This window comes from Cellulomonas sp. P5_C6 (genome assembly GCF_054049635.1).
In genome coordinates, this window is the sequence record NZ_JBFULZ010000271.1 from 1 (window position 1) to 4398 (window position 4398).

A 4398-nucleotide genomic window follows, 5' to 3' on the forward strand; every position below is an offset into this window, starting at 1 on the left:
CGCCGGGGCCGCAAGGGCCGGGGCGCACGCGGACGCATGACCGTCACTACAGGTGCGACGGGACCGTCAGAGACGCTCGCCGACGTACGTGGTGAGCGCGACGAGGCTGTTCGAGTAGCCCCACTCGTTGTCGTACCAGGCGATGATCTTGACCAGGTCGCCGCTCACCTTGGTGAGCTTCGAGTCGAAGATGCTCTGGTGCGGGTTCGTGACGATGTCGCTCGACACGATCTCGTCCTCGACGTACTCGAGGATGCCCTTGAGCGGGCCCTCGGCAGCGGCCTTCACCGCGGCGTTGACCTCGTCGACGGTGACCTCGCGCGAGGCCGTGAACGTCAGGTCCGTGGCCGAGCCCGTGATGACGGGGACGCGGAGCGCGAAGCCGTCGAGCTTGCCCTTGAGCTCCGGGAGGACGAGCGCCACGGCCTTGGCCGCACCGGTCGACGTCGGGACGATGTTCTGCGCAGCGGCGCGGGCACGGCGGAGGTCCTTGTGGGGGCCGTCCTGCAGGTTCTGGTCACCCGTGTAGGCGTGGATCGTGGTCATGAGGCCACGCTCGATGCCGATCGAGTCGTTGAGCGCCTTGGCCACCGGGGCCAGGCAGTTCGTCGTGCACGACGCGTTCGAGATGATGTGGTGCACCGCGGCGTCGTAGTCCGTGTGGTTCACACCGACGACGAACGTGGCGTCCTCGTTGGACGCCGGAGCCGAGATGATGACCTTCTTGGCGCCGGCCGTCAGGTGCGCCTTGGCCTTCTCGGCGTTGGTGAAGAAGCCCGTCGACTCGATCACGATGTCGGCGCCCAGCTCGGCCCACGGGAGGTTCGCGGGGTCGCGCTCCTCGAGCGCACGGATCTTCTTGCCGTCGACGATGATGTTGTCGTCGTCGAAGGCGACGCTCAGCGGGAACCGGCCCAGCACGGTGTCGTACTTGAGCAGGTGCGCGAGCGTCTTGTTGTCCGTGAGGTCGTTCACGCCGACGATCTCGATGTCGGCACCGGACGCGATGATCGCCCGGTAGAAGTTACGCCCGATACGGCCGAAGCCGTTGATACCGACGCGGATGGTCACTTGCCCTCCTCGGCAGCGCCGACGGGGGGCCGGCGCACACATTTTGGTGATGGGGTCACGCACGCCGCTGTGCGCTCCGGACGCCTACGGCACGGGCTGTCGTACATGCCCAGCACGTGACCGTCGTGTGACGTTCGGATGACACGACCCTATACCAGGTGACCGGAGTCACGCCGCGACGTAGGTCCCTGGTGAGACGCCGCGGGACTCCCTCAGAGGTCGAGCAGGTCCGGGCTGAGGCCCGCCTCGGTGTCCGGGATGCCCAGCTCGGCCGCGCGCTTGTCCGCGGTCGCCAGCAGGCGCCGGATGCGGCCGGCGACGGCGTCCTTGGTCAGCGTCGGCTCGGCGAGCTTGCCCAGCTCCTCGAGCGACGCCTCCTTGTGCGCGAGGCGCAGCTCGCCCGCCTCGCGCAGGTGCTCCGGGAGCTCGTCGCCCAGGATCTCGAACGCCCGCTCGACGCGTGCTCCCGCGGCCACGGCCGCGCGAGCAGACCGGCGCAGGTTCGCGTCGTCGAAGTTGGCGAGCCGGTTCGCGGTGCCCCGGACCTCGCGCCGGACCCGGCGCTCCTCCCAGACCAGCATGGTCTCGTGCGCGCCCAGGCGGGCCAGCATCGCGCTGATGGCGTCGCCGTCCCGGATCACCACGCGGTCGATCCCCCGCACCTCGCGGGCCTTCGCGGCGATCCCGAGGCGACGGGCGGCACCGACGAGCGCCAGCGCGGCCTCAGGTCCCGGGCAGGTGACCTCGAGGGCGGACGACCGGCCCGGCTCCGTGAGGGAGCCGTGTGCCAGGAACGCGCCACGCCACGCGGCCTCGGCCTCGGCGACGCCGGCCGAGACGACCTGCGGCGGAAGGCCACGCACGGGCCGGCCACGGTTGTCGAGCAGCCCGGTCTGGCGGGCCAGCGACTCGCCGTCCTTGACCACCCGCACGACGTACCGGCTGCCCCGGCGCAGACCGCCGCCGGACACGACGATGATCTCGCTCTCGTGCCCGTAGACCTCGGCGATCGCCTGCCGCAGACGCCGGGCCGCGATGCCCGTGTCCAGCTCCGCCTCGATGACGATCCGACCCGAGATGATGTGCAAGCCACCCGCGAACCTCAGGGTGGCCGAGACCTCGGCCTTCCGTGAGGACGTCTTGTCCACCTTCAGACGGGCGAGCTCGTCCTTCACCTGTGCCGTCAACGCCATGGCTGCATCCTGCCATTGCAGGACGCGTGCCCGGGACCGGTCCGGTCACCTACTCGGGTGGGTTCTCGCGGGTCCCGACGTCCCCGAGGAAGCCGTCCAGCACGTCCGAGTAGGCCCCGGCGAGCCGCAACGGGTCGTGGCGGGGGGTGCCGTCGCCGCGGCTGACCTGGCGCAGGAGCAGGCGTGCTCCCAGGTCGGCGCTCCGCGCGGCCAGCGCCGACACGTCCTCGACCGCCGACGGGTCGGCCACCACCGCGTCCACCCGCAGCTCCGGCGCGTGCGCCCGCAGCACGTCGAGGTACTGGTCCGCGCTCATGCCGGCCGTCTCCCCCGATTCACCCGAGGAGAGGTTGAGGGTCAGGATCGTGCGTGCGCTCGTCCGGCCCAACGCGTCGCGCAGGCCCGGTACCAGCAGGTGCGGGAGGACGGACGTGTACCAGGAGCCCGGACCGAGGACCACCCAGTCCGCGGCCTCGATGGCCGCCACGGCCTCCGGGCAGGCGGGCGGGTCGGCCGGCTCGAGACGCACCTGCGTGATCGTCCCCGAGGTGACCGCGACGGCGCTCTGCCCGACCACGCGCCGAGTCGTCCCGGCGCGGTCGACGACGTCGGCCTCGATGAGCAGCGGCACCGACGCCATCGGCAGCACGCGTCCCCGGGCACCGAGCAGCTTGCCCACCCAGTCCAGACCCTCGACCGTGTCCCCGAGCAGCTCCCAGAGCGCCACGATGAGCAGGTTGCCCACCGCGTGGTTGTCCAGGTCCCCGGACGAGCGGAACCGGTGCTGCAGCAGGTCGCGCCAGGTCCGGCCCCAGTCGGAGTCGTCGCACAGCGCGGCCAGCGCCATCCGCAGGTCACCGGGCGGCAGGACGCCCAGCTCGTCGCGCAGCCGCCCGGAGGAGCCGCCGTCGTCGGCGACCGTGACGACCGCGGTGATGCGGTCCGTCATCAGGCGCAGCGCCGACAACGACGCCGACAGGMCGTGGCCACCACCCAGAGCGACGACGGCCGGCGCGGCCGCCCTCATTCCTTGCCGAGGTCCCGGGCCGACACGGCGACGAGGTGCCCCCGGTCCCGCAGCCTGGCCGCGATGGCCTCGCTGACCGCGACCGACCGGTGCTTGCCGCCCGTGCAGCCCACCGCGATGGTGACGTACCGCTTCTCCTCGTTGAGGTAGCCGGCGAGCACCGGCTCCAGCGCGTCGACGTACCGCTCCACGAACGTCACGGCGCCCGGCAGGCCGAGCACGTAGTCGCGCACCGGCGCGTCCCGCCCGGTCAGGTGCCGCAGCTCGGTGATCCAGTACGGGTTGGCGAGGAACCGCATGTCGACGACGTGGTCCGCGTCCAGCGGGAGCCCGTACTTGAACCCGAACGAGACCACGGAGATCCGCAGGGCGTCCTCGGAGCCGCTGGCGACGACCGCCCGGACCTCCCGCGCGAGGTCGTGCACGTTCAGCTCGGACGTGTCGATGAGCGTGTCCGCCCGCTCGCGCAGGTCCGCGAGCACCGCCCGCTCCTCCGCGATGCCGTCGAGGATCCGGCCCTGGCCCTGCAGCGGGTGCGGGCGGCGGACCTGCTCGAACCTCCGGACCAGCACCTCGTCCGAGGCGTCGAGGAACAGGATCCGGTACTCGACCCCCGACTCGCGCAGCCCCTGCAGCACCGGCGAGAGGTCCCGGAAGAACTCGCGCCCACGCACGTCGATCACAGCGGCGAGCCGTTGCGCGCCCGCGCCGGCCGGCCCGCTGGTGAGCATGCCGACGAGGTGCGTGAGCATCTGCGCCGGGAGGTTGTCGATGACGTACCAGTCGAGGTCCTCGAGCACCGCGGCCGCCCGGGTCCGGCCCGCCCCCGACATGCCGGTGATGATGAGGACCTGCGGCTGGCTCAGGTGGGGCGCCTCGGTGGCCGCCTCGAGGGCGGGGATCCCGGCGGGCACCGTGATCGGCGAAGGCTCGTCGCTCATGCGTCCAGCATGCCAGCCGACCCGGCCACCGGTGCCGGCGACACCGGCGCGGCGGCGGCGCTTCCCCCGGCCGTGCCGTTCCCCGTCCCCGCATCGGGGTTCGTCCCCGCCCCGGCACCCGGGTTCGCACCCGTGCCGGTGGCCGCCAGCGCGGCGACGACCGCCG

The 4398-nt window shown here is 72.3% G+C and carries 4 protein-coding genes; all 4 read right to left on the reverse strand.

Annotated features, from left to right (window positions below; all coding sequences use genetic code 11):
- Positions 1-66: 66 nt before the first annotated feature.
- Positions 67-1071 (reverse strand): type I glyceraldehyde-3-phosphate dehydrogenase, encoded by a 1005-nt coding sequence (gene gap / locus ACXJKG_RS19800; protein ID WP_456847442.1) that lies wholly within the window; start codon positions 1069-1071, stop codon positions 67-69.
- A gap of 212 nt (positions 1072-1283) precedes the next feature.
- Entirely contained in the window at positions 1284-2264 is a 981-nt protein-coding gene (whiA, locus tag ACXJKG_RS19805) for a DNA-binding protein WhiA (RefSeq protein ID WP_456847443.1), read from the reverse strand.
- Positions 2265-2313: 49 nt separating this feature from the next.
- A complete protein-coding gene (locus ACXJKG_RS19810) occupies positions 2314-3291 on the reverse strand; it encodes a gluconeogenesis factor YvcK family protein (RefSeq protein ID WP_456847444.1) in 978 nt (325 codons plus the stop codon).
- Positions 3288-4232, reverse strand: coding sequence for an RNase adapter RapZ (rapZ, locus tag ACXJKG_RS19815; protein ID WP_456847445.1), 945 nt, complete (start codon positions 4230-4232; stop codon positions 3288-3290). Before rapZ ends, ACXJKG_RS19810 begins: the two co-directional genes overlap by 4 nt.
- Positions 4233-4398: the final 166 nt, after the last annotated feature.